The organism is Streptomyces endocoffeicus (assembly GCF_016741935.1).
In the GTDB taxonomy this organism is placed as follows: Bacteria; Actinomycetota; Actinomycetes; order Streptomycetales; family Streptomycetaceae; genus Streptomyces; species Streptomyces endocoffeicus.
Window position 1 is genome coordinate 93,637 of record NZ_JAERRG010000028.1, and the last position, 21,461, is coordinate 115,097.

Below are 21,461 nucleotides of genomic sequence, written 5' to 3' on the forward strand. Positions count from 1 at the left end.
CATGGAATCGCGCCACCGGACATATCCCCGTCCCACCGCGGCCGGGCTAGGAGGAGTTGGATGTTCCAGAACGCCGACGACGCTCGGAAGTTCATCTCGGACGAGGACGTGAAGTTCGTCGACGTCCGCTTCTGTGACCTTCCCGGCGTCATGCAGCACTTCACCGTACCGGCGCAGGCGTTCGACCCGAACGAGGAGCTGGCCTTCGACGGCTCGTCGATCCGCGGCTTCCAGGCGATCCACGAGTCGGACATGGCGCTGCGTGCGGACCTGTCCACGGCGCGTGTCGACCCGTTCCGCCGGGACAAGACGCTCAACATCAACTTCTTCATCCACGACCCGATCACGGGTGAGCAGTACAGCCGTGACCCGCGGAACATCGCGAAGAAGGCCGAGGCCTACCTCGCCTCCACCGGTATCGCCGACACCGCGTACTTCGGCCCTGAGGCCGAGTTCTACGTGTTCGACAGCGTGCGCTTCGAGACCAAGGCGAACGAGTCCTTCTACCACATCGACTCCGAGGCGGGCGCCTGGAACACCGGTGCGCTGGAGGACAACCGGGGTTACAAGGTCCGCTACAAGGGCGGCTACTTCCCGACCCCGCCGGTCGACCACTTCGCCGATCTGCGTGCCGAGATCTCCCTGGAGCTGGACAAGGCCGGTCTCCAGGTCGAGCGCCAGCACCACGAGGTGGGCACCGCCGGCCAGGCCGAGATCAACTACAAGTTCAACACGCTGCTGGCCGCGGCCGACGACCTGATGCTGTTCAAGTACATCGTCAAGAACGTGGCGTGGAAGAACGGCAAGACCGCGACCTTCATGCCGAAGCCGATCTTCGGTGACAACGGCTCGGGCATGCACGTCCACCAGTCGCTGTGGCAGGGCGGCTCCCCGCTCTTCTACGACGAGCAGGGCTACGCGGGCCTGTCGGACACCGCCCGCTACTACATCGGCGGCATCCTCAAGCACGCCCCGTCGCTGCTGGCCTTCACCAACCCGACGGTGAACTCCTACCACCGCCTGGTCCCGGGCTTCGAGGCGCCGGTCAACCTGGTGTACTCGCAGCGTAACCGCTCCGCCGCGATGCGTATCCCGATCACCGGCTCCAACCCGAAGGCCAAGCGCGTCGAGTTCCGCGCCCCGGACTCCTCGGGCAACCCGTACCTGGCCTTCTCCGCCCTGCTCCTCGCGGGCCTGGACGGCGTCAAGAACAAGATCGAGCCGGCCGAGCCGATCGACAAGGACCTCTACGAGCTCGCCCCCGAGGAGCACGCGGGCGTCCCCCAGGTCCCGACCTCCCTCCCGGCCGTTCTCGACGCCCTCGAGGCCGATCACGAGTTCCTCCTCCAGGGCGGTGTCTTCACCTCCGACCTGATCGAGACCTGGATCGACTACAAGCGCACCAACGAGATCGCCCCGCTGCAGCTGCGTCCGCACCCGCACGAGTTCGAGCTCTACTTCGACGTGTGAGCCGTGCGCGCTCTGTGAGCCCTTCCGGCTCCGGCCGAGCCCCCGCCACCGCCCTGATGGGCGGCGACGGGGGCTCGGTGGTGTGTGGCTGGGTCATGCCGTCGGGTTGACGGTCTGGGTGTCGGTGCCGGAGGACGGCAGGAAGCTGGTGTCGCCGTTGTAGAGGGCGACCACCGGGTTGGTGCCGACGCCCAGGGTGCTGAGGGACAGCGTCGCGACGCCCCCCGACAGTGGCTGGACGAAGGCGCCGCCGCCGGAGCCGCCGATGATGAAGGTGACCGTCCCGGTCGGGACGCCCGCGCCGGGCGCGACCGGGGCGACGTTGGCGGTGAAGGTCACCGACTGTCCCAGCGTCGAGGGGTCCGGCGCCGAGGACACCGATGTGGTGGTGGCCGCCTGGATGACGAGGATGACGTTGGCGCCGGTGGACGGGGAGAAGTTGGTGTCACCGTTGTAGTTGCCGAGGACGGCGTGGGCACCGACGCTCAGGTTGGGGGCGGTGACCGAGGTCGTCCCGCCGGACAGGGTCCCGGTCAGGGTGGGGCCACCGGTGATGACGAAGGTGACGGTGCCGGTGGGGGTTCCGGTGCCGAGCGGGATCACGGTCGCGGTGAGCGTGACCGACTGTCCGAAGGTGGCGGGGTTGGGTGAGACCGTGACCAGGGTGATCGTGGGCGTAGCCATGGGTGGCCCTCCAAGTGGTGTGGGGTGGTGGGCCGTTACTCGCCACGCATGTGGGAACACGGCGCGACGGCGCATCGGCGGTCAGGGGGTGCGCGCGTACGGCGATCCACGCGGGGGCGTCCCCCGGCAGATGTGGAACCCACCGGTCTGTAGCACCAGTAGGCGCGCGACTCGCCGTCAACCGCCAGGGATGTGCCGCCGAATTACCCCGGATAGCGCAGCGCTCGGCGGCCTTCCCCGCGCACACCATCCGCCCCGTGCCGCGCGCGTTCCCCGTGGTCAGAGCACCGCGTACGCACCGCGCACAGGACGGGTGCCGGGTTGCCCCCGTGCCGTCGTGTCGTCGCGGGGGTCAGCCGTCGCCGAAACCGCCCCCGAAACCGCCGTCGAAGCCACCGCCGTCGCCGAAGCCACCGTCGAACGCACCGGTCCCGTAGTCGGGGCCGAGGGACCCGCCCAGCAGCGTGCCGTGCCGGTTGGGATCCCGGTGGCCGGCGCGTTCGGCGTGACCGTGGCGGTGAACGTCACCGGCTGCCCGAACACGGACGGGTTCACCGAGGACATCAGCGTCGTGGTCGTGGCCGCGGGCCCGGGGTTCACGGTGTGGGTGTCGGTGCCGCTGGACGGCAGGAAGTTGGCGTCGCCGTTGTAGATGGCGACCACGGTGTGGGTGCCGACGCCGAGGGTACTGAGGGACAGCGTCGCGACGCCCCCCGACAGCGGCTGGGCGAACGTACCGCCCCCGCTGCCGCTGATGGAAAAGGTGACCGTGCCGGTCGGGACGCCCGCACCGGGCGCGATCGGGGTGACCGTGGCGGTGAACGTCACCGACTGCCCCGGCGCACCTCCCACCCCATGCGCGGCGCGCGTACCCCATCCCCTACTGCCCACGCACGCGGGGCGCATGGCGCGTGGCGTGGCGTGGCGTCAGAGGAAGTGGCCGCTGGCCAGGTAGGGCGCCGGAGGCGGCATGGCGCGGAGGGCCAGATAGCCCTCCTGGCCGATGTCGAGGCGGGCGGCCAGGCCGACGTCGACCGCCCATTCGTTGGCCGGGGTGATGCAGTTGACGAGGGTGTCGCCGCCGGAGGCGGCCAGGGCCTCCCAGAGCAGGTCCTGGGCGGTGGCCGGCTGGGCGGCGGCGAGGAGGGCGGCGCGGCCCTGGTCGTCGATGTAGACATAGCCCGGTCTGCCGTAGGCGCGGGAGACGACGAGCCGCAGGGTGCCCCGCATATAGGCGTGGTCGGGGCCGTGGCCGGCGCCGCGCAGGCGCCGGTCGAGGTGGTTCATCCAGTCGATGTCGTCGTCCCGTCCCTCGCGGACGCCGGTGACGGCGGGGAGGGTGGCGCGGTCGACGGTGCCGACCATGCGCATCTGGGGGTGGAGCGAGAACCCGGCGAGGCGGTAGCGCCGGGTCGCCCCGGGGTGGACGGTGGACGAGAACATGCCCTGACGGCCGTCGGCATGAGCCAGGGCCGCGTCCATGAGGCGCCGGCCGATGCCCTTGGCCTGGTGGCCGGGGAGCACACCGTACGTGGCGAGGAACCAGAACGGGCCGCGGTTCTGGGAGATGGCGAAGCCGATGACGCCGTCGCCGCCTTCGGATTCGTCCACGGCGACCCAGCAGCCGCCGGGGTCCTCGGTGAGGAAGTGGCGCATCCGGTCGATCCACTGCCGGGAGGCGGCGGCCGGGCGGGGCCGGGGCTCGGGCTCGCCGACCCTCCTGCCGCGGCGGTCGGCCTCGAGGAACGTGGTGGCCGAGGCGCGTTCGGCGGAGGGAAGGTCGTCGGAGCACAGCGGCCTGACCCGGACGGAGTCCATACGGGGCTAGTCCGCGCGGCCGGTCGCGGCGACGGTGACACCAAGGCCGATCATGGAGAGTCCGCCGACGCCGCCGACCATGGCGAGGCGCCGCGGGGAGCGGGCGAACCAGGTGCGGGCGGTGGCCGCGGCCAGGCCCCAGACGCTGTCGGAGATCACCGCGATGGCGTTGAAGACCAGCCCGAGCAGCAGCATCTGCGGCACGACATGTCCCTGCTCCCGGTCGACGAACTGGGGCAGTACGGCGGCGAAGAACACGATCGTCTTGGGGTTGGCCACACCGACCGCGAACCCCTCCCACAGCGTGCGCAGGCCCCCGCGGGCGGGACTGTCGCCGGTGAAGGCGGCCTGCAGCGAGCGGCGCTGCCGCACCGCCTTGACCCCCAGGTACACCAGATACGCGGCGCCCACCAGCTTCAGCGCGGTGAAGACGAGGACCGAGCGCTCCACCACCGATCCGACGCCCAGCGCCACGGCCACGACCAGCGCATACGCCCCGAGCGTATTGCCGACGACCGTGGTCAGCGCGGCGCGGCGGCCCTGGGCCAGGGCCCGGCCGACCACGAAGAGCACGCTCGGACCGGGGATCACGATCAGCAGGAAGGACATGGCCGCGAAGGCGAGCAGTCGGTCGATGGACACCATGAAGCGCATCGAAGCATGCGAACGGCGCGCGACTCCAGCGCTTTTCCCGGTCGTGTGACACACGGACGCGCTCCACGATCGGTGGACCTCGCGTAAACCCTGGGCGCCCGGGTCCCGTTCTGCGGCAGTCTGAGGCATACCGAATGGAAAACAGACTCTCAGGGGGGATTTGTGACGTCTCGATCCACGGAGCAGGCGGAACAGCCACCGGAACCACCATCGAAGCCTTCGGAACCTTCGAAGCCTTCGAAGCCTTCGGAACCTTCGGAACAACCATCGGACCGGCCCTCTGAACCACCATCGGAACCGTCGGCCGAGCGACCCGGTGAGGAGTTACGGTTCCGGCCGCCCGCGCTGATGGCCCTGGAGCGGCATCCCGTCACCACCCGGGCCATGGCCCGCCGACTGCCCCAACTGGTGCGCCGCTCCCTGGCGTTGGCCTGGAAGGTGGACCGTAAGGCGGTGGTGGCGCTGCTGGTGTGCCAGGCGCTGTCGGGGTTCCTCGAGGCGTTCGGGCTGCTGGCCACCACCGGCACGATCACGGCGCTCATCTCGTCCGGCCACATCACCGACCGGCTCCGGGACGCGCTGCCCTCGATCACGGTGCTGGCGGGGGCGGCCGGGCTGCGGGCGCTGCTGGGGATCGCGGTCAACAACATCTCCAGCCGGCTCTCCCCGCGGATCTCCCGGGAGGCCGAGACCCAGATGCTGGACGCGGCGATCAACGCCGAGCTGGCGGCGTACGACAACCCCGGGTTCAACGACAAGTGGGACGCGGCGGACCGGGGCGCCGAGGTGGCACGGGATCTGATCACCGAGTCGCAGCAGCTCATGGCGTGTCTGTCATCGCTGATCGCGGCGGCGGGCGTGGTCACCGTGCTGCATCCGGCGCTGCTGCCGCTGTTGCTGCTGGCCGCGCTGCCGCAGGGGATCGCGGGGATGAAGGCGGCCCGGGTGCAGTACGAGACCAGTCGTGCGATCAGCGCGGACCGGCGCACGCTCGGGCTGCTGCGCTGGTACATGGTGGACAAGGACATCGCCGATCAGCTCCGTTCCGGCACCATGGCGGAGTTTCTGCTGAAGCGGTACCGGGCCATCGGGGCGCGGGTGGACGCGGCGACCGACAAGGCGGTGCACCGGGGGGCGCGGTACGCGGTGCTGGGGGCGCTGGCCGGAGGGCTGGCGTCCGGGCTGGTCTGGGCGTCGCTGGCGCTGCTGCTGGGCGCGGGGCAGATGTCGGTGGCGTCGGCGGGTACGGCGGTGTTCGCGCTGCGGACGGTCGGCACCTCGCTGCAGGGGATGGTCGGCTATGGGACGCGGCTGTTCCGTACGGGGCTGTATCTGGACGACTGGGCGGAGTTCATCGAGGAGGCGGGCGGGCACCGGATGCGGCGCGGCGCCCTGGTCCCGGCGGCGCCGCGGGTCATCAGGGCCGAGGGGCTGACGTACGCCTATCCGGAGTCCGACGCCCCGGCCCTGGACGAGGTCACGCTCGAGGTGCGGCGGGGCGAGGTGCTCGCGCTGGTCGGGGAGAACGGCTCGGGCAAGACCACCCTGAGCAAGCTGCTGACCGGGCTCTATCTGCCCACCAAGGGCATGGTGACCTGGGACGGCGTGGGCGTGGCGGAGCTGGATCCGCAGGCGATGTGGCGGCATACGGCGGTCGTGCCGCAGGACTACGCGCACTGGCCGCTGTCCGCCCGCGACAACATCACCCTGGGCCAGCCGCACGGCGGGGACGAGCGGGTCCGGGAGGCGGCGGTCCACTCCGGGGCGCATGAGGTGGTGGACGGGCTGCGCAGCGGGCTGGACACCCTGCTCGCCCGGCAGTGGTGGGGCGGGGTGGAGCTGTCCGGCGGGCAGTGGCAGCGCATCGCGTTGGCCCGCGCGTTCCACCGGCCCGCGGGGCTGCTGGTGATGGACGAGCCCACCAGCGCGCTGGACGCCCGCGCCGAGCACCGGATCTTCGCGGGGCTGCGGCGGATCGCGGAGGACCGCGCCGTGGTCCTGGTGACCCACCGGCTGGCGAACGTGGCCGTGGCGGACCGGATCGTGGTGCTGGAGCGGGGGCGGGTGATCCAGCAGGGCACGTTCGCGGAACTGACGGGGTCCCCCGGGCTGTTCCGGGAGCTGTGGGAGCTGCAGAACGACCGCGGGACGCCGGAGAACGACCCCGGGACACCGGAGAACGACCCCGGCATGCCGCGGAACGACCCCGGCGTGCCGGCGCCGCGCGAGGCGGCGCCCTGAGCGTCGGCTCCGCTCAGGGGCCGGCGCCGCCGGTCCCGCTCAGGGGCTCTGGAAGCGGCCGGCTTCGGCCGCGCGGGCGCGGGAGGCGGCTATCTCGGCGTAGGCCCGGTCGCGGCCCTCCCAGTGGGAGCCCTCGACTGACTTGCCGGGCTCGAGGTCCTTGTAGACCTCAAAGAAGTGGGTGATCTCCTTCCGGTCGAATTCGGGGACGTCGCCGATGTCCTGCACGCCGACATAGCGCGGGTCATGGGCCGGGACGCAGAGGATCTTCTCGTCCGGGCCCTGCTCGTCGCGCATGCAGTACATGCCGATGGCACGGCAGAGGATCACACAGCCGGGGAAGGTCGGCTCCGCGACGGTGATGAGGGCGTCCAGCGGATCGCCGTCCCGGCCGAGGGTGTGGTCGACATAGCCGTAGTCGGCCGGGTACTTCGTCGAGGTGAACAGCATCCGGTCCAGCCGGATCCGGCCGGTCTCATGGTCCATCTCGTACTTGTTGCGGGACCCCTCCGGGATCTCCACGACCACATCGAACTCACCCTGCTCCATCGCGGCCTCCGCTCCCCGTCGCGTTCCGGTGTGCTTCCAGTGTGCGCCGGGCCCGCCGGGCGGGCAGCTCCGACGGGGGCGCCTCAGCCGCCCCGCACCAGGGCGTCGATCTCGGCCTCGAAAAGGACCGAGGGATCGAAGCCCATGCCCGTGAACTGGCCTTGCACATCAAGGCTGATCACGCCGTGGAGCCGGGTCCAGGTGCGCAGCGCGCGGCCCTTCAGCTCACCACCGGGCTCCTCCCCTGGCACCCAGGAGCGCACACCCTCGAGATGACGCGCCAGCTCGGCCTCGAGCTCGGTGAGGGGCTGCTGCTCCGGGCCGGCGGTGGCGCCGCGCACGGTGGCGCCATCGGCGCCGCCGACGGCGGAGCAGGCGTCGACGATGGTCCGCATCATCCCGGCAGCGATCTCGGCGGTCTCCGGCGGCGCGTGGTAACCGGGCACCGGGGTGCCGTAGATGAGCAGATAGCGGTCGGGCTGGCGCTTCGCCCAGTCGCGCAGGGCGCGGGCCATGGCGCGGAAGCGGTCGGCGGGGGCGGCGTCGGCCACGGCCTGGGCGAGGGTTTCGGCCAGATCGCGGTAGGTGTCGGTGATCAGCTCGGTCAGCAGCTCGTCCCGGCTCGCGAAATAGCGGTAGAGCGCGGGGCCGGTCATCCCCATCGCCTTCGCGATGGCGTTCACCGAGATGCCCGCCGTGCCCGACTCGGCCAGCTGGGCCAGGGCCACGGCCTTGGCCTCCTCCCGGGTCTGTTTGCGGTAGCGCTCGCGCCGTGCTGTCGCCATGGACGCGCCTCCCGTGCGGGTCTTCGAATTCGGACTTGACACCTCGAGAGTAACAGGTTCATTGTTTGGTTAGAAGTTCTCACAACGGCGAGAACTCCTCACCGTGAAACGAGGTCAGCCATGATCACCGAAGTCGTTCTGCCGGGCCAGGTGGAGCCCGAAGGGCTCGAGCTCCGCACCCGCCCGCTGCCCGAGCCCGGTCCCGGGCAGGCGCTGGTGGCCGTCGAGGCGTCGGGGGTCTCCTTCGCGGAGCAGCAGATGCGCCGCGGGAAGTACTACGACCAGCCGCCGTTCCCCTTCGTGCCCGGCTATGACCTGGTGGGCAGGGTGGTCTCGACCGGCCCCGGGGCGGATCCGGCCCTGCGCGGGCGCCGGTTCGCGGCGCTCACGAAGATCGGCGGCTGGGCCAGCCACGCCCTCGTCGACGCGGGCGATCTGGTGGAGGTCCCCGAGGGGGTGGACGCGGCGGAGGCCGAGACGGTGGTGGTCAACGGGATCACGGCCTGGCAGATGCTCCACCGCGTGGCCAAGGTGCGCCCCGGGATGACCGTGCTGGTCCACGGGGCCAATGGCGGGGTGGGCACCACCCTGGTCCAGCTCGCCCGCCACTCGGGCATCAAGGTCATCGGCACCGCCTCGCCCCGCCATCACGACGCGGTGCACGCCCTCGGCGCCACCCCGCTCGACTACCGCGATCCGGATCTGCCCGCCCGGGTGCGGGCGTTGGCGCCGGGCGGGGTCGACGCGGTCTTCGACCACATCGGCGGCGAGGGCATCGTGGACTCCTTCCGGCTGCTCGCCCGCGGCGGCACGCTGGTCTCCTACGGCACGGCGGCCACCCGGGACGTCCCCGGCTCGTCCCGGACCCCGGTGCTCAAGCTGTTCGCCCGGCTGGCCCTGTGGAACCTGCTGCCGAACGGACGGCGGGCGCACTTCTACAACCTCTGGGCCGGGCGGCGGCGCTTGGCCGCCTTCCAGGGGCGGGTCCGCGCCGACCTGGGGCAGGTGCTGGAGCTGATGGCGAAGGGCGAGTTCACCGCACTGGTGGCGGCGAGGATTCCGCTTTCCGACGCCGCGAAGGCGATGCGGCTGGCCGAGTCCGGCACCGTCACCGGAAAGGTGGTCCTGGTCGCTGACGAGGACGCCCGCCGGAGCGGCGAGGAGGGCGCGCGATGAGCGGCCGGTTCTTCGGCACATCCGCCAATCCCGCCGAGCCCGACGAGCCCGCCCGGCCGCCCTATCTCAGCGGCCACTACGCCCCGGTGGGGCTGGAGTCCACCGTCTGGGGCCTCACCGTGCACGGCTCCCTCCCTCCCGAGCTGACCGGCCGCTATCTGCGCAACGGCCACAATCCCCCGCCCGGGGTGGTGCCCTCGCACTGGTTCAAGGGCAGCGGCATGGTCCACGGGCTGCGGCTGTGCGAGGGAAGAGCGGAGTGGTACCGCAACCGCTGGGTGCGCACACCGGCCCTCCACGACGCCAAGGCGGCGGCAGCGGACGGCAAGGGGACGGCCGCGGGCGGCAAGGACCCGGCCACGGGTGACGGGGGCGCGGACGGCGCGGAGGATCTCGCCGCCAGCGTCGCCGGCACCCATGTGATCGAGCACGCGGGCCGCATCCTGGCCCTCCAGGAGGCCAACCTCCCCTATGAGCTGACCCCCGAGCTGGCCACGGTCGGCGCCTATGACTTCGGCGGAAAGCTGAACCGGGCCATGACGGCACATCCCAAGGAGGATCCGGTCACCGGGGAGCTGCACTTCTTCTCGTACTCCCCGTTACCGCCCCACCTCGTCTACTACGTGGCGTCCCGCGACGGCCATATCGTCCGCGAGGAGACCATCGAGGGCGCGGGGCCCTCGCTGATGCACGACTTCGGGCTGACCGAGCGCTATGTGGTGTGGCTGGATCTGCCGGTCGTCTTCGACCCAGCCGAGCAGTCCGGGATCCCCTACCGCTGGTCCGACGGCTACCGGCCGCGCATCGGGATCATGCCGCGCACCGGGCCGCCCCGAGTCACCTGGTGCGAGGTGGAGCCCGGCGCCCTGCTGCACATCGCCAACGCCTATGAGGATCCGGCGGGCCGCGTCGTCATCGAGGGGCCGCGCTATGACCGCACCGCCTGGGAGACCTCCTGGAAGTGGTGGACCGGCGCCCCGGGCCACGCCGCCGTCCCGCTGGTCGGCTCCCTGCACCACCGCTGGATCCTGGACCCCGCGTCGGGCAGCACTCGGGAGGAGCCGCTGGACGACCTGGTCACCGAGTTCCCCACGATCAATGACAGCGTGCTGGGGCGGCCCAGCCGCTATGCCTACGCGGTCGCCTTCCCCGGGAGCGGACTGGAGGAGTACGCACTGGTCAAGTACGACGCGGCCACCGGGGCCCGGCAAATAGCGCCGACCGGGCCGGGCCGGATGCCCGGGGAGGCGGTGTTCGTGCCCGCGGCCGGGGGCGGTGACGGCGCGGCGTACGGGGGCCGTGGGGGAAGCGAGGACGACGGCTATCTGCTGACCGTCGTCAGCGACCTCCACCGTGACGCCTCCGAGCTGATCGTCCTGGACGCCCGGGATATCACGGCCGCCCCCGTGGCCACCGTGGAGCTGCCCCACCGCGTCCCCGCGGGCATCCACGGCTCCTGGATACCCGACCTCCCCGACGCGGCCACCGGTCCGTGATAATTTTCGTATACGAGTTGTATGCGAAGCAGCATGGGGGCCCAGTGCCAGCGCAGTCCGGACGAGAAAAGGCGTACGCGTTCCTCAAGGAGACCGTGCTGACCGATCCCGACATGCAGGGCAAGTTCCTCACCGAGCAGGAGATCGCCGACCGGATCGGCATCTCCCGGACCCCGATCCGTGAGGCCCTGCTCCTGCTGGCGGCCGAGGATCTGGTGCAGCTGGTCCCCAAGCGGGGTGCGCATATCGCCCCGCTCTCCGGCCGGGAGATCACCGAGCTGATGGAGCTGCGCGGAATCGTCGAGCGCCACGCCGCCGAGCGGACCATCGAGGCGGGCACGGTGCCGGTCGAGAAGCTGAGGGAGCTGCTGGAGCGGCAGCGCGAGCTGATGGGGCCGGAGCAGGCCAAGGAGTTCATCGCCGTCGACCACCTCTTCCACGCGACCATGATCGCCGCAGTGGGCAATGAACTCCTCAACCGGCACTACGACGGGCTGCGCAGCCGCCAGATCCGGGCCGGGGTGGTGGCCCTCTACACCCAGACCGGCCGCCAGGAGGAGGTGCTCGGCGAGCACCGGGCGATCCTGGACGCGGTGGCCTCCGGGGACCCGGAGGCGGCCCGCACGGCGATCAGCGCCCATCTGGAGTCGACGCTGAAGGTGCTGCTCGCCGGATGAGCCACCGCCGGGGCAGAGCCACCGCCCGGGGCAGAGCCACCGCCCGGGAGTGAGCCACCGCCTCGGAGTGAACCACCGCCCGAGGCAGAGCCACTGCCCGGGAGTGAGCCACCACCCGGGAGTGAGCCACCGCCCGGGGCAGAGCCACCGCCCGGGAGTGAGCCACCGCCCGGGGCAGAGCCACCGCCCGGGAGTGAGCCACCGCCCGGGGCAGAGCCACCGCCCGGGAGTGAGCCACCGCCTCGGAGTGAACCACCGCCCGAGGCCCGGGCTGAGCCACCGCCCAGGGGTGAGTCACCGCCCGGTCGCCGCCTCCGGATAGGTGATCACCAGCATGGTGACGCCCTCCTCGGAGACCCAGGGGCCATGCGGCATCCCCGGCGGCCGACAGGCGTAGAAGCCGCGCGAGAAGGTCTCCCCCAGGGTCAGATCGCGCATGCTGCCCTCGATGAGATAGACCTCCTCCCAGCCGTCGTGGCGGACCACTCCGGACGGGGAGGTGTCCGTCCCCGGCTCCCAGCGCACCAGGGCGGTGGTGTGGGTGCCGGTCCCGTCCGCGGCCAGGATCTGTTCGCTGACCCCCACGGCCGCACCCGGCGGCCGCGCCCAGGGCGCGGCGGGCCGATGGAACTCGTGCTCCGGCTTGGCCCCGCCGGTGCCGCTCATGGCCGTACGCCCGGCGTCGCTCATGACTGTCCGCCCAGCTTGCGGTTGGCCAGGACGGACACCGTGCGGCGCACCGCGGTGACCTCCTCGGTGTCCACCTCCCCCACCAGCAGCCCCGGCCCCGCGTCCAGCCGTTCACGGACGGTGCCGTCGGGGCCGATCAGGGCGCTGTGGCCGATACCGGTGGGGGCGGAGGTGGCGGCGGTCACGCCGGACGCCTCCGGATCGGCCTGGCCCACGGCCGCCAGCCATACGGTGGCGTCCAGCGCCCGCGCCCGGGTCAGCAGCTCCCACTGCTCGCGCTTACCGGGCCCCGCGCCCCAGGAGGCGGGCAGCAGGGAGAGCACCGCGCCCGCGTCGGCGTGGGCCCGGAAGAGCTCCGGGAACCGTACGTCGTAGCAGGTGGCCAAGCCGATCCGGACGCCGTCCAGGTCGAAGGTCACCACCTCGGAGCCCGGGGCCACGGTCTTGGACTCGGCGAAGCCGAAGGCGTCATACAGATGGATCTTGTCGTAGGAGGTCTCCACCCCCGGGCCGGTGGCCAGCAGGGTGTTGGTCACCCGGCCGTCGGGCGCCGGGGTGAACATCCCGGCCACGACCACCAGCCCGGCGTCCTTCGCGATCTGCCGGACCTCGGTGGCCCAGGGGCCGTCCAGCGGTTCGGCGATGGGGCCGAGCCGGGTGCCGAAACAGGCCATGGCCGCCTCCGGGAAGGCGACCAGACGCGCCCCGGCAGCCGCCGCCCGCCGGGTCTCCTCGCGCAGCAGGGCGAGGTTCGACGCCGGGTCCGGGCCCGTGGTGATCTGGCTCAGTGCGATGCGGAGGGGCATGGCGGGTGCTTGCCTCATTTCCTGGTCGGAGGGTCGGGGCGCGGTCCTGGTCGGCAGCGCCGGACTTCGGTCGGGGTTCGGTCCGGGATTCGGTCGGGGTTCGGTCCGGGTACGCGGCCCCGGCGGGGTACGCGGCCCCATCCCGCCCCTTCCCCGGTACGGCTCGCTTTACAGCTCCGCGCGGCGGCAAGCGGGGTGGGACGGGACGGGGCCGGACCGCGGTCAGGACACGGTCGTGGAGGCGGTGGGGCCGACGGGGAGCGGCTCCGGCTCCTCCTCCTCGGCGGTGGACGGGTCCCGGCCCAGCCAGAGGCCCGCCACCGTGACCGCGGCGGTGATCGCGATGTAGACGGCCAGCGGCACCCAGGCGTGATAGGTCCCCAGCAGCGCGGTGAAGAGCAGCGGCGCGATCGCGCCACCGATGAGCCCGGCGAGGGTGTAGGCGAGCGAGGAGCCGGTGTAGCGCAGCCGGGGGGAGAACTGCTCGGCGACGAAGGCCGCCTGCGGCCCGTACATCAGCGAGTGGATCACCAGCGCGCCGACGACCCCGAGGGTGAGCAGCGCCCAACTGCCGTCCGCGACCAGTGGGAAGAACAGGAACGGCCAGACCCCGGCGGCCACGGCGGCGCCCCCGTACAACAGCCGCCGGTTGACCCGGTCCGAGAGCGCCCCGGCCAGCGGGATGAGCACGATCTGCAGCGAGGAGCCGATCAGCACGGCGGTGAGCGCCGAGCCGCGTGACATGTCGAGTTCCTGGGTGGCGTAGGTGAGTACGAAGACGGTGAACATCGCGTACAGCACATCGGGGGCGACCCGGCTGAGGATCGCGGCGGTCAGCGCCCTGGGCTGGGTGGTGAACACCTCGCGCAGCGGCGCCTCCGGGCGGTCCTGCGCGGCCTCCATCGCCTTGAAGACCGGGGTCTCCTCCAGCTTGGCGCGGATCCACAGACCGAACACCACCAGGAGCCCGGAGAGCAGGAACGCCACCCGCCAGCCCCAGCTGTTGAACTGGTCCTCCGTCAGCGTCGCACCCAGCCCGGCCAGGACGCCGTTGGCCAGCAGATTGCCCGCCGGCGGGCCGACCTGCGCGGCGGAGGCGTAGAAGCCGCGCCGCCGTGGATCGCCGAACTCGCTGGACAGCAGCACCGCGCCGCCCCACTCACCGCCGACGCCGACGCCCTGCGCGAAGCGCAGCAGCACCAGCGCGGCCGGGGCCGCGACGCCGACCGTGGCGTAGGTGGGCAGCAGCCCGATCAGCAGCGTGGCGGCGCCGATGAGCACGAGCGTCGCGATGAGCACCTTCTTGCGGCCGATGACATCGCCGAGCCGGCCGAAGACGAAGCCGCCCAGCGGCCGGGAGACATAGCCGACGGCGTAGGTGGAGAACGCCAGCAGGGTGCCGGTGGTGGGGTCCTTGGAGGGGAAGAAGAGATCGCCGAAGACCAGGGCCGCGGCGGCGGAGTAGACGGCGAAGTCGTACCACTCCAGGGCGGTGCCGGTGAGGCTGGCGACGAAGGCGCGGCGGACCCCGGACCGGTCGGTCCGGGGTGGCGGTGCGCTCGATGCGGTGGGCTGCATATTCCGTCCTCGAGGTGGTGCATGAGGCTTACGGGATGGTACGTGGCGTTTTCTCAGTGATGCGAGGGGTGGGGGTTGCGCGGATCGCGCTTCCGGCATACTTCTTGTATACCAAGCGTATGCGCAACCCCTCCGGAGGAAGTTAACCGCTTCGAAACCGCGAACAGCGCGGCCACCCGCGGCAGCGGGTCACCGCTCGGCAAGCCCGGAAACCGCAGATCACCCCCACAAGCCCCACCGCGCCCTGGAGAGCACAGCACCCATGACAACGAAGCCGTCACAGCCCGCAGCACAGCCCGCCCCGTCCTCGCTCACCTTCGAACTCCCCGACGGCTCCCTGCACCACGTGGAGGTCGTCCAGGTGCTCAACGCGGGCTACGCGGGACGCAGCCAGGACGATGTGGCCGCCCACGTGGCCGAACTCGCCGAGCTGGGCGTGCCCGCGCCCTCCGTGACCCCCGCCCTCTACCCGGTCGCCCCCTATCTGGCCCAGCAGACCGGCCGCGTCAGCGTCCAGCACGCCCGCACCTCGGGCGAGGCCGAGTGGGCGCTGGTCGTGGCCGCGGACGGGGAACTGCTGCTGACCGCGGCCTGCGACCACACCGACCGGGAGCTGGAGGTCCACGGCGTGGCCTGGAGCAAGAACGCGGCCCCCGATGTGCTGGCCACCCGCGCCTGGCGGCTGTCCGATGTGGCGCCCCACCTCGACGATCTGACGCTCCGTGGCTGGGTCACTCACGACGGTGAGGAGACCGAGGTGCAGAGCGGCACCCTGGCCGAGCTGCTCCCGCCCGCCTACTGGGTCGAGGTGCTGCGCGAACGCGGTGACCTGGTGCCCGGCACCGTGCTGATCTCCGGCACCATCCCGATGGCCGAGGGCGTGGACCAGTTCGCCGAGCGCTGGCGGGTGGAGCTGGGCGACCCGGCCACCGGCCGGACCATCGAATGCTCCTACGACGTGGTGCCGCTGCCCGAACCGATCGGCTGAGGTCCAGCGCACGGGCAACGTGCGAAGGCCGTCCGCCGCACGGCCCCGGAGGGTATGCGGTGGACGGCCTTCGCCGTTGTCCAGACGGTTCGGTGATTCAGCGTCCGGTCAGGTGGTTTCCCTGCCCTTCCGCATCACCATGCCGGCCGCGATCAGGCCGAACAGGCAGGTGATGGCACCCACGACGACATTGTTCACGATCATCCCGGCATCGGCGCCCCGGGCGACCACCCAGGGAGAAATGATCATCCATACACCGATCGCGGACATGGCCCAGCACAGGCTGTACATCCTCCTCGGCGCCGTGGTGAGGCCGAGTCCCAGCAGGGCGATGGTGATACCGAGGACGAGGTTGTTGACCATGAGGTTGGGGCTGGTGCCCGAGAAGTGCACCACCCAGGGAGAGATGGCGAAGTACAGACCGGCGAGAAGCACCGGCCCGTCGAGGAAGACAACGTCCCGCGCGTCCATCATGCGTGCGTAGCGCTCCCGCATCTCGGACACGTCGGGGTGGCCCGTTATATCGCCTCTCGCACGTGAGACGTCGGCCATTCGACTCGCCTCCTTCGATCCATGCAAGTCTGACCGCACAGTGCGGTAAAAACACCGCACCCCCATTGTGCGCCTCGCCTTGGTATATAGGTAGATGCCGGATTCGCACTTAAAGGTGTATCGTGCGCCCCCGGCCGCCGTGGAGCCTCCGTCAGGCGGGATGGACCGCCTCGTGCTTCTCGTAGCAGTCCCTGTCGAGATCGCGTACATCGACGGTGGTCTGCACGGTCAGCCCCGGCACCGGCGACACATGGGCGCGCGCCACCTCCACCACCGCGGCGGACAGCTCCCGCTTGGTCTCCGCGTCGCGCCCGGACAGGATCGACACCTCGATGTGGATCATGGCGAGGTCCTCGGCGCCGTCCGCGAGATGGGCCTCCTCTATCCGCCGGAACCGGGTCTTGCAGCCCGCCACCGCCGTGTCGACGGTCTTGGCGACCACCGGGTGCAGGGCGGCACCGAAGCCGGGGCGGTCGAACGCGTCGGTCAGGGTGTCGGAGTATTCGACGACGATGTGCGGCATGGGCTTGCGCTCCTCAAGGGGTACGCGGTGGCCTGCGGAGCCTTCCGCGCGGGGCCTCTTACCGGGGCATCGTCGCACCTCTTCGCGGTCAATGGCCTGCGCGCCCAATGGCCGAGCGCCCCGGGCCCGGTATCTGCTTCAATAGGGCCATGGCCAGCCTCCGTGACATCGCGACGGGTCGTTACGACCTCGAGCCGTTCTGGCCGTCCCGGCAGGCGCACCACTTCGACCGCGAGTGTTGCCGCGCATCCGATGCGCGGGCCCGCTCGCTCGGCCGCTGACCTCTTCGCCCGGCCGCCCAGCCCGCGCGCACGACGTCCACTGACGCCCTCTCGCGCGAAAGAGCTGACCTCATGACGAACCTCCGTGGCCTGTCGTCCGCCACCGCCTCTGCCTCCGCTTCCGCGGCGCCGTCCAGCCCGTCCGTACCGCCCCTCCCGCCCGGCCGCCAGCGGCTGCGAGCCGTCGCCCCGGACGAGGTGCCACCGGTCGCCGATCTGCTGCACCCCGGCGCCACCTGGCTGCCCGCTCCCCCGCACACCCTGCCCACGCTCCCCGGCCATCCGCCGATGGTCGGCTATCTGGTGCTGGTCCCGGCCGACCGGCAGGGACCCGAGGCGGCGGGGCCGCTCCCGGAGGGGGTTCCGGCGGTGACGGGTGACGAACTGATCCGGATCGACCCCGACCAGCGCACCGCCGAGATCGCCGGGCGGCCGCTGGACCTGACGTACCTCGAGTTCGAGCTGCTGAGCCATCTCGTCGCCCATCCGCACCGGGTCCACACCCGCGATCAGCTGGTGACCACGGTGTGGGGGTACGGCCATGTCGGCGACGGCCGGACCGTCGATGTCCATGTGGCCCGGCTGCGCCGCAAGATGGGCCCCGAGCACCGGGGGACGATCGTGACGGTGCGGCGGGTGGGGTACAAGTACGTGCCCACCATCTGACCCCCTCGTCAACCCGCGAACGCCCGCCGTGGCGGACAGGCCAGGAGCCTGTCCGCCACGGCGGGCGCATGCGGTGCGAGTCCGGGACCCCAGCGGCCCGCACCCACCAGGGACCTCAGCGGCCCGCACCCACCAGCGGCGGCCGCGGCCGCTCCACCGGCTCCTCGCCGTGGCCCACGCTCGGCAGCCACCGCAGGGCGCGGGGCAGATACCAGTTGCGCTCCCCGAGCAGCGCCATCACCGAGGGCAGCAGCACCATCCGCACCAGCGTGGCGTCCACCAGCACCGCGACCGCGAGCCCGACGCCCATCTGCTGCATGTCCTGCATCCGCAGCAGTGCGAAGACCGCGAACACGGCGACCATGATGGCGGCCGCCCCGGTGACCGAGCCCGCCGTCGTCCGGATGCCCTCGCGGATCGCGTCCCGGGTGGTGAGCCCCCGCTCATGGGCCTCCCGGATCCGCGAGACCACGAACACGTGGTAGTCCATCGACAGCCCGAAAAGGATGACGAGGACGAACAGCGGCATCCACCCCTCGATCGCCCCGGCCGGCTCCATCCCCAGCCACTCCGCGCCCCAGCCGTGCTGGAAGACGGCGGTCATCGTGCCGTACGCGGCGCCCACCGACAGCAGGTTGAGCAGGATCGAGACGATCGCGATCGGCAGCGACCGGAAGCAGAGCAGCATCAGTACGAAGGTCACGGCGGCGATGAAGAGGAAGACCGGTGCGATGTCGGTCTTCAGCTGGTCGTTGAAGTCGCGGCTGGAGGCGAGCTCACCGGTCACGTACACCTGGTCGGAGACCGGTCCGAGGATCCTCGGCACCAGATCCTCCCTGAGCGTGTCCAGGGCACCTCGGGAGGTGGCGTCCTGGCCGTCCCCGGCCAGCGGAACCTCGATCCGGGCCACCCCCTCCTTACGGTGCGCCTCGACGTCGACCGTCTTCCCGAACCGCCCGGACGCGGCGAGCTCCTTCTTGAAGTCCGCCACGGCCGCGTCGAAGCGGGCGGAGCCGACCTCGTCGGAGCGCAGCACCACCTCGGCCGGGGCGGGGCCGCCGGGGAAGGAGCCGGTGATCTCCTGGTACGCCACGGTGATGGGGGCGTCGGAGCCGAACTGCTTCTCCAAGCCGAGCTGTTCGGTCTTCATCCCGAGGGCGGGCGCGCACAGCACCAGCAGCAGCGCGCCCGATACGGCGGCGAACAGCTTCGGCTTGGCCAGGACGGGCCGCATCAGCCTGCCGGAGAGGCCACCGCTGGCGTGCACGCCCTTCTTCCGGCGGCGGTTCAGCAGCGGCACCCGCCCGGCGTCGATCCGGTCGCCCAGCCAGGACAGCATCGCGGGCAGCACGGTCACCGAGCCGAGCATCGACATCAGCACGACCAGGATGGTGGCGACCGCGAAGCCGTGGAACAGCAGCAGCCCGGACAGGAACATCCCGGCCATCGCCAGCATGACCGTGACCCCGGAGATCAGCACCGCCCGGCCGCTGGTGGCGGCCGCGATCCGCAGCGCGGTCCCGGCGTCCCGGCCCGCGGCCCGCTCATCGCGCTCCCGCCGCAGGTAGAACAGCGAGTAGTCGACGCCGACGGCCAGGCCCACCAGGAACATCACCGAGTTGGTGGAGTCGAACAGGGGCAGCTGATGGCTGACGAGGGCGAGCAGTCCGAAGGTGCCGACGCAGGCGGTCACCGCGAGCAGCACCGGCAGCAGCGCGGCCACCAGCGCCCCGAAGACCACCAGCAGAATGCCCAGCGCCAGCGGTACGGCGGTCAGCTCGGCCTTCTTGAAGTCGTCGGTCAGCATGTCGTCGAGCCGATGCTGGGCGGTGGCGTCACCGAACTCGTAGGCCACGACGCCCCGATGGGCCGATTCGGTCCTCTCCACCGCCTCGACGACCGGCCCCACCCGCTCCCCGGCCGTGTCCGGGTCGCCCTTCATCTCAAAGCTGATCAGCGCCTCCCGCCCGTTCTCCGAGCGCACCGCGGGCTGGACGCGCACCGTCTCGCCCGTCCGCTCCAGCCGCGCCGAGAGGTCGCGGGCCGCGTCCCGCCAGCCGTCCGGGCGGTCGCTGCGCAGCATCACCATCTCTCCGGCCGGGGTCTGGAGGCCCGCGTCCTCCAGGATCTTCTCGGCGCGTGCGGAATCGCCCGCACTGTTCTCGGAGTTGGTCATCTGCCGGGATCCCGACATTCCCCCGACCACGGCGACGACCACGACGAACAGCAGCCATCCGATGATCGCGGTCTTGCGGTGGCGGGTGCTCCACCCGCCCAGCCGCACGGCCAGGCCCTTCCTCGTTGCGCTCATGGCGTCTCTCCCCGTGCGGTACGGATGGAACAGGTCATGCCACGACGTTAGAAATCCGCAGGTCCGCGCCCCAGCCGGGCAGCCACCCAGTCGCCGAGCCATAGGGCGAGGTGGGGAGGTGGTGCCAGGTACACCCCGGGACGGTGTCCGGCCCCCGTGTCCGGGCGGCAGGCCGCTGACACACTGAGATGGCCCGCCGGTGCGGGCACGACATTCCGACCAGCGAGGGGGAAGCCGGATGAGGGCACGTGGAGCGCTGACGGCCTGCGCACGGGGGTTCGCCGTCTCCTGGCTCGCGCTGGTGTCGATCACCCTGTCCGTGCTGACGATCCTGTCGATCAGCTTCATCACGCTGGGCATCGGGGTGTTCACCACCCCTCCGCTGATCCGCGCGGTGCGGGCGCACGCCAATCGGCGCCGACTGCTGGCCGCCGCCTGGTCCGGTGTGCGGATCCAGCTGCCGTACCGCCCGCTGCCGGCCGATCGGCGCTCCGGGGTCACCGGCCAGGTGGAGCTGTGCACCTTCCTGCTGAAGGACCCGGCCACCTGGCGCGATCTGCTGTGGCTCCAGGTCGACATGACGGCCGGGTACGCCATCGCGCTGCTGGCCTTCGTCTTCATGCCGTACGGGCTCGAGGGGTTCGTGCTGGCCGCCGGGGTGTGGCAGCCGATCGTGGACGCGGGCGGCACCTACTGGTACGCGTTCCTGCCCATCGACTCGCTGGGCACCGCCCTGCTGGCCGTTCCGGTGGGCGTCGGCTTCCTCGCCCTCGGCTCGGTCCTCTCCCCCGTCCTGCTGCGCGGCCACTTCCTGCTGGCGCGCTCCTTCCTGGACCCGACCCCGCACATGGCGCTCGAGCAGCGGGTGCTGCGGCTCACCGAGACCCGGCATGACGCGGTGGACACCTCCGCCGCCGAACTGCGCCGCATCGAGCGCGATCTGCACGACGGTGCCCAGGCCCGGCTCGTGGCGATGGGCATGAGCCTGGGCACCGTGGAGGCGCTGATCGAGAAGGACCCGGCCAAGGCCAGGGAGCTGCTCGCCGCGGCCCGTACGAACTCCGCCGAGGCCCTCGCCGAGCTGCGCGACCTGGTCCGCGGCATCCATCCGCCGGTACTGGCCGAGCGCGGCCTGGGGGACGCGGTGCGCGCGCTGGCGCTGCGGATGGCGGTGCCGGTGGAGGTGGACGTGGACCTTACGGGCCGCCCCGACGAACCGGTCGAGTCGGCGGCGTACTTCGCGGTCAGCGAGGTGCTGACCAACGCGGCCAAGCATGCGGGCGCCTCGCGGATGTGGCTGGACATCCACCACCAGGACGGCATGCTGCGCGTCACCGTGACCGACGACGGCCGCGGCGGCGCGGAGATCACCCCGGACGGCGGGCTGAGCGGTGTCGAGCGGCGGCTGGGCACGTTCGACGGGGTCCTCGCGGTCAGCAGCCCGGCCGGCGGGCCCACCATGGTGACGATGGAGATCCCCTGCGTCCTCTCGGCGCCCAACGCGGCCAGATGACCC

At 71.6% G+C, this 21,461-nt stretch carries 21 protein-coding genes; 9 read left to right on the forward strand and 12 right to left on the reverse strand.

The window, feature by feature from the left end; translation table 11 throughout:
- Positions 1-60: 60 nt before the first annotated feature.
- Complete coding sequence (gene glnA, locus JK364_RS43360; RefSeq protein ID WP_201856950.1) at positions 61-1,470, forward strand: type I glutamate--ammonia ligase; 1,410 nt, start codon at positions 61-63, stop codon at positions 1,468-1,470.
- Between the two features lie 93 nt (positions 1,471-1,563).
- Here glnA and JK364_RS43365 read toward each other — a convergent pair whose 3' ends face one another.
- The 4 genes from JK364_RS43365 to JK364_RS43380 all read right to left on the reverse strand — a co-directional run bounded on the left by JK364_RS43365 (position 1,564) and on the right by JK364_RS43380 (position 4,617).
- Entirely contained in the window at positions 1,564-2,154 is a 591-nt protein-coding gene (locus JK364_RS43365) for an Ig-like domain-containing protein (RefSeq protein ID WP_201856951.1), read from the reverse strand.
- Between the two features lie 279 nt (positions 2,155-2,433).
- Complete coding sequence (locus tag JK364_RS43370; protein WP_307841560.1) at positions 2,434-2,982, reverse strand: Ig-like domain-containing protein; 549 nt, start codon at positions 2,980-2,982, stop codon at positions 2,434-2,436.
- 99 nt (positions 2,983-3,081) lie between these two features.
- Positions 3,082-3,972 carry a GNAT family N-acetyltransferase gene (locus JK364_RS43375; RefSeq protein ID WP_230993372.1) on the reverse strand — a complete coding sequence of 297 codons (891 nt, stop codon included), beginning with the start codon at positions 3,970-3,972 and terminating at the stop codon, positions 3,082-3,084.
- A 6-nt stretch (positions 3,973-3,978) separates the two neighbouring features.
- On the reverse strand, positions 3,979-4,617 hold the full coding sequence (locus JK364_RS43380; protein WP_201856953.1) for a LysE family translocator: 639 nt from the start codon (positions 4,615-4,617) through the stop codon (positions 3,979-3,981).
- A 393-nt stretch (positions 4,618-5,010) separates the two neighbouring features.
- Between JK364_RS43380 and JK364_RS43385 the strand changes: the two genes are divergently transcribed.
- Positions 5,011-6,867, forward strand: coding sequence for an ABC transporter ATP-binding protein (locus JK364_RS43385; protein WP_230993373.1), 1,857 nt, complete (start codon positions 5,011-5,013; stop codon positions 6,865-6,867).
- Between the two features lie 39 nt (positions 6,868-6,906).
- Here the strand turns inward: JK364_RS43385 and JK364_RS43390 are convergent, their stop codons facing one another.
- Both JK364_RS43390 and JK364_RS43395 read right to left on the reverse strand, forming a co-directional pair.
- Entirely contained in the window at positions 6,907-7,416 is a 510-nt protein-coding gene (locus tag JK364_RS43390) for an inorganic diphosphatase (RefSeq protein WP_201856954.1), read from the reverse strand.
- An 83-nt stretch (positions 7,417-7,499) separates the two neighbouring features.
- Positions 7,500-8,201 (reverse strand): TetR/AcrR family transcriptional regulator, encoded by a 702-nt coding sequence (locus tag JK364_RS43395; protein ID WP_201856955.1) that lies wholly within the window; start codon positions 8,199-8,201, stop codon positions 7,500-7,502.
- A 120-nt stretch (positions 8,202-8,321) separates the two neighbouring features.
- Here JK364_RS43395 and JK364_RS43400 point away from each other — a divergent pair, with 120 nt between their 5' ends.
- The 3 genes from JK364_RS43400 to JK364_RS43410 are packed head-to-tail and all read left to right on the forward strand — an operon-like array spanning position 8,322 to position 11,550.
- Entirely contained in the window at positions 8,322-9,377 is a 1,056-nt protein-coding gene (locus JK364_RS43400; protein ID WP_201856956.1) for a medium chain dehydrogenase/reductase family protein, read from the forward strand.
- The gene (locus tag JK364_RS43405; RefSeq protein WP_201856957.1) at positions 9,374-10,873 is read left to right on the forward strand and encodes a carotenoid oxygenase family protein; all 1,500 of its coding nucleotides are present in this window, start codon (positions 9,374-9,376) and stop codon (positions 10,871-10,873) included. Before JK364_RS43400 ends, JK364_RS43405 begins: the two co-directional genes overlap by 4 nt.
- A 44-nt stretch (positions 10,874-10,917) precedes the next feature.
- Positions 10,918-11,550 (forward strand): GntR family transcriptional regulator, encoded by a 633-nt coding sequence (locus tag JK364_RS43410; RefSeq protein WP_201856958.1) that lies wholly within the window; start codon positions 10,918-10,920, stop codon positions 11,548-11,550.
- 294 nt (positions 11,551-11,844) lie between these two features.
- Here the strand turns inward: JK364_RS43410 and JK364_RS43415 are convergent, their stop codons facing one another.
- The 3 genes from JK364_RS43415 to JK364_RS43425 form a co-directional block, all read right to left on the reverse strand.
- Entirely contained in the window at positions 11,845-12,240 is a 396-nt protein-coding gene (locus JK364_RS43415) for a cupin domain-containing protein (RefSeq protein ID WP_372462068.1), read from the reverse strand.
- Positions 12,237-13,046, reverse strand: a complete 810-nt coding sequence (locus JK364_RS43420; RefSeq protein WP_201856959.1) for a carbon-nitrogen hydrolase family protein — start codon at positions 13,044-13,046, stop codon at positions 12,237-12,239. Before JK364_RS43420 ends, JK364_RS43415 begins: the two co-directional genes overlap by 4 nt.
- 222 nt (positions 13,047-13,268) lie before the next feature.
- The gene (locus JK364_RS43425) at positions 13,269-14,624 is read right to left on the reverse strand and encodes an MFS transporter (RefSeq protein ID WP_201856960.1); all 1,356 of its coding nucleotides are present in this window, start codon (positions 14,622-14,624) and stop codon (positions 13,269-13,271) included.
- A 262-nt stretch (positions 14,625-14,886) separates the two neighbouring features.
- Between JK364_RS43425 and JK364_RS43430 the strand changes: the two genes are divergently transcribed.
- Positions 14,887-15,612 carry a DUF2848 domain-containing protein gene (locus JK364_RS43430; RefSeq protein WP_201856961.1) on the forward strand — a complete coding sequence of 242 codons (726 nt, stop codon included), beginning with the start codon at positions 14,887-14,889 and terminating at the stop codon, positions 15,610-15,612.
- 108 nt (positions 15,613-15,720) lie between these two features.
- Here JK364_RS43430 and JK364_RS43435 read toward each other — a convergent pair whose 3' ends face one another.
- On the reverse strand, positions 15,721-16,164 hold the full coding sequence (locus JK364_RS43435; protein ID WP_201856962.1) for an SPW repeat protein: 444 nt from the start codon (positions 16,162-16,164) through the stop codon (positions 15,721-15,723).
- A gap of 151 nt (positions 16,165-16,315) precedes the next feature.
- Positions 16,316-16,687, reverse strand: coding sequence for a 5-carboxymethyl-2-hydroxymuconate Delta-isomerase (locus tag JK364_RS43440; RefSeq protein ID WP_191069558.1), 372 nt, complete (start codon positions 16,685-16,687; stop codon positions 16,316-16,318).
- Positions 16,688-16,836: 149 nt separating this feature from the next.
- Between JK364_RS43440 and JK364_RS57260 the strand changes: the two genes are divergently transcribed.
- Together JK364_RS57260 and JK364_RS43445 are read left to right on the forward strand one after the other, a co-directional pair.
- Positions 16,837-16,968, forward strand: a complete 132-nt coding sequence (locus JK364_RS57260; RefSeq protein ID WP_269146383.1) for a hypothetical protein — start codon at positions 16,837-16,839, stop codon at positions 16,966-16,968.
- Between the two features lie 72 nt (positions 16,969-17,040).
- Entirely contained in the window at positions 17,041-17,634 is a 594-nt protein-coding gene (locus JK364_RS43445; RefSeq protein WP_201856963.1) for a winged helix-turn-helix domain-containing protein, read from the forward strand.
- Between the two features lie 115 nt (positions 17,635-17,749).
- On the opposite strand, the gene JK364_RS43450 is transcribed toward JK364_RS43445, so the two are convergent.
- The gene (locus JK364_RS43450) at positions 17,750-19,945 is read right to left on the reverse strand and encodes an MMPL family transporter (RefSeq protein WP_201856964.1); all 2,196 of its coding nucleotides are present in this window, start codon (positions 19,943-19,945) and stop codon (positions 17,750-17,752) included.
- Positions 19,946-20,183: 238 nt separating this feature from the next.
- On the opposite strand from JK364_RS43450, the gene JK364_RS43455 reads away from it, so the two are divergent.
- Complete coding sequence (locus tag JK364_RS43455) at positions 20,184-21,458, forward strand: sensor histidine kinase (protein WP_201856965.1); 1,275 nt, start codon at positions 20,184-20,186, stop codon at positions 21,456-21,458.
- The last annotated feature ends 3 nt before the right edge of the window (positions 21,459-21,461 follow it).

Coding starts and splice junctions, on each gene's coding strand:
- glnA (WP_201856950.1), top strand. CDS start 61: ATGTTCCAGAACGCCGACGACGCTCGGAAGTTCATCTCGGACGAGGAC.
- JK364_RS43365 (WP_201856951.1), bottom strand. CDS start 2,154: ATGGCTACGCCCACGATCACCCTGGTCACGGTCTCACCCAACCCCGCC.
- JK364_RS43375 (WP_230993372.1), bottom strand. CDS start 3,972: ATGGACTCCGTCCGGGTCAGGCCGCTGTGCTCCGACGACCTTCCCTCC.
- JK364_RS43380 (WP_201856953.1), bottom strand. CDS start 4,617: ATGGTGTCCATCGACCGACTGCTCGCCTTCGCGGCCATGTCCTTCCTG.
- JK364_RS43385 (WP_230993373.1), top strand. CDS start 5,011: ATGGCCCGCCGACTGCCCCAACTGGTGCGCCGCTCCCTGGCGTTGGCC.
- JK364_RS43390 (WP_201856954.1), bottom strand. CDS start 7,416: ATGGAGCAGGGTGAGTTCGATGTGGTCGTGGAGATCCCGGAGGGGTCC.
- JK364_RS43395 (WP_201856955.1), bottom strand. CDS start 8,201: ATGGCGACAGCACGGCGCGAGCGCTACCGCAAACAGACCCGGGAGGAG.
- JK364_RS43400 (WP_201856956.1), top strand. CDS start 8,322: ATGATCACCGAAGTCGTTCTGCCGGGCCAGGTGGAGCCCGAAGGGCTC.
- JK364_RS43405 (WP_201856957.1), top strand. CDS start 9,374: ATGAGCGGCCGGTTCTTCGGCACATCCGCCAATCCCGCCGAGCCCGAC.
- JK364_RS43415 (WP_372462068.1), bottom strand. CDS start 12,240: ATGAGCGACGCCGGGCGTACGGCCATGAGCGGCACCGGCGGGGCCAAG.
- JK364_RS43420 (WP_201856959.1), bottom strand. CDS start 13,046: ATGCCCCTCCGCATCGCACTGAGCCAGATCACCACGGGCCCGGACCCG.
- JK364_RS43425 (WP_201856960.1), bottom strand. CDS start 14,624: ATGCAGCCCACCGCATCGAGCGCACCGCCACCCCGGACCGACCGGTCC.
- JK364_RS43430 (WP_201856961.1), top strand. CDS start 14,887: ATGACAACGAAGCCGTCACAGCCCGCAGCACAGCCCGCCCCGTCCTCG.
- JK364_RS43435 (WP_201856962.1), bottom strand. CDS start 16,164: ATGGCCGACGTCTCACGTGCGAGAGGCGATATAACGGGCCACCCCGAC.
- JK364_RS43440 (WP_191069558.1), bottom strand. CDS start 16,687: ATGCCGCACATCGTCGTCGAATACTCCGACACCCTGACCGACGCGTTC.
- JK364_RS57260 (WP_269146383.1), top strand. CDS start 16,837: ATGGCCAGCCTCCGTGACATCGCGACGGGTCGTTACGACCTCGAGCCG.
- JK364_RS43445 (WP_201856963.1), top strand. CDS start 17,041: ATGACGAACCTCCGTGGCCTGTCGTCCGCCACCGCCTCTGCCTCCGCT.
- JK364_RS43450 (WP_201856964.1), bottom strand. CDS start 19,945: ATGAGCGCAACGAGGAAGGGCCTGGCCGTGCGGCTGGGCGGGTGGAGC.
- JK364_RS43455 (WP_201856965.1), top strand. CDS start 20,184: ATGAGGGCACGTGGAGCGCTGACGGCCTGCGCACGGGGGTTCGCCGTC.